We start from the raw sequence: 2,056 nt of genomic DNA, 5'->3' as shown, positions 1-2,056 counted from the left end.
AACTATTCGTTATCAATAATAAACAATATTATTAATCGATTCATAAATTTCTTCGTCAAAATCTTATTTTATAACTAACCAAAGACCATTTCTAGGGTCTTTTTTTATTTAAAACAAACTCACAAACTCGGAAAGAAATAAAAATCCTATTTATTAAAAAAATCTTTTTTATTTTTTTACCTAATTCATCATTAATTTACTTTTGTTATTTTGATTATAATTGTTTATTGTTAAAAATTATATTTTTTTTATAGGTTAATATCTAAAGATACCGGATAGATTATTTGCGTTTCTTTGATGGTTAACAAATATTACAAATAGCCCCCGTCCAAACCGGTACTAGCAAGTGTCTCAGCACACCGCTTTCTCTAATTTATCCCTTTGTCTGGGTTTAACTTCGTGTCACCACTAGTTAACTGTTTATTCTTGACCTTTTATTCTTTTCAAATATTCTAATATCCCTCATTTGTTGGTTGGGGTCTGAGGCGTTCCTAAACTTTAGACACTTTTTACTTTTTAAAAATTTTCGAAGACTAACTGTTAAGTTAATCTTTTTTTTGTTTTAAAAGACTAAAAAAATAATTTCCTGTCTTTTCGAAAAATGTTTTTAGAAAGGAATTGCATGTTAAGACAAGAATTATTTAAAGAATTTTTAAAAAATAAAAAGAATTTAGCAATACGAGATCAATTAATTGAACTTCATCTACCTTTAGTTAAAAAACTAGTTTATCAATTTAAATATTATCCGCGTTGTTTAACCCGAGCCAATTTAGAACAAAAAGGAATTTTAGGCTTAATGAAAGCCCTCGATAATTACATAGATTTAGGTTGTAAATTTATTACCTATGCTACTCCTATTATCAAATTTGAAATCAGTGAATTAATCAAAAAAGTACTTCACCTTCAATCCCCCCCCTAAAATCTCATCAACGTTAGTTAAAACAAATTCATCATGAACTTTTTTAAAAAAAAATGAAAACGAAATTAAGTGCAAAGGAATTTCAAATTATTCATTTAAGTTTCGGGGTTCCTTTAGGCAATATCCATAAAAATTATCAAAGCTGTTATACCAACAAGGAAATCACTGAACAACTCAATTTATCTTTAAGACAAGTAGCAAATATAAAAGAAAAAGCAATCCAAAAATTAAAAAAAATATATCGAAAGAGCAATAAATTATGTTAAACAAAGTCCAATTAATCCGCCGTTTGAGCCATGATTTAGAAAAACAATACATTAATAGCCATCACGAACAAAAAGTCCAACAAACTTTAATTAAAAAAGGGGTTTTTAATCAGTATGTCCAGAAAAGCTAATCCTCGCGATAATATTAGAAAAATCCCCTAATAGCATGAAAAAAATAATTAATCATTTCCCCCAATTTTGGAATACGCAGTGGATTTTAAGGAAATTAAACTATGCCACACCAATTCAATATATTCAAAATCGCGGCTAATTTTTTGAACGGCATTAAGCTGACCTGAAAAAGGTTACTTGAGTGCGCTTTTTTTAAAGAAAAAAGTTAAACTAATAGCAAATATCATTTTCTTTTCATTTTGTTATCAGGTTTTTCTCTTTTTTTGTTCAAATATATAGTGAAGAGATAAAATATAAAAAAATATCTTTTAAAACAAAAGAATTATCAAAAAAAGTTTAGACACTTTTTTTAATTTCATAAAATATTTCTTTGGTTTGAAAAGATAGGAAATTAGCAACTTAATTTTAGTCTTCAAGCATAATTTTTAAATCAAAAATTGTCTAAAAAATGGAACAGTTCAATCTTCTACTGTATTTTCTGGTTTACCTTTGTCTGGTTGATTTTTTCTAGCAGGTATTACATGATCCGAATTATTAAGTTTTTTCTTATCTACAACTTGTGATGTCTCAGGTTTTTTGTTATTTTATCTGAAATATTTTGTTATTCTTCGACGCCATGAAAATAACTTAAAATAAGAATAACAAAAATAAAAGCCAAAGCCCAAGAACCAAGAGTAGTAAGAGTACGGAATCTCATTTTTCATTAACTCTTTTCATTAAATAAATTTTAAAATAAGAT

At 26.6% G+C, this 2,056-nt stretch carries 3 pseudogenes; all 3 read left to right on the top strand.

The annotated features are described in order from the left end of the window. Nucleotides 1–622 precede the first annotated feature (622 nt). Nucleotides 623–1,185 (top strand): annotated as a pseudogene (locus tag OC698_RS02990) (sigma-70 family RNA polymerase sigma factor). Then, nucleotides 1,179–1,256: pseudogene (locus tag OC698_RS02985) on the top strand (single-stranded DNA-binding protein); the annotation flags it as partial. The pseudogenes OC698_RS02990 and OC698_RS02985, both read left to right, overlap by 7 nt. Next, nucleotides 1,251–1,456 (top strand): annotated as a pseudogene (locus OC698_RS03345) (IS3 family transposase); the annotation flags it as partial. The pseudogenes OC698_RS02985 and OC698_RS03345, both read left to right, overlap by 6 nt. Between the last annotated feature and the right edge of the window lie 600 nt (nt 1,457–2,056).

Source organism: Candidatus Phytoplasma gossypii (genome assembly GCF_030586975.1).
Lineage (GTDB): Bacteria > Bacillota_I > Bacilli_A > Acholeplasmatales > Acholeplasmataceae > Phytoplasma > Phytoplasma citri.
Note: the sequence above shows the minus strand (reverse complement) of the source record. Positions and strands in the feature narration are given on the sequence as shown.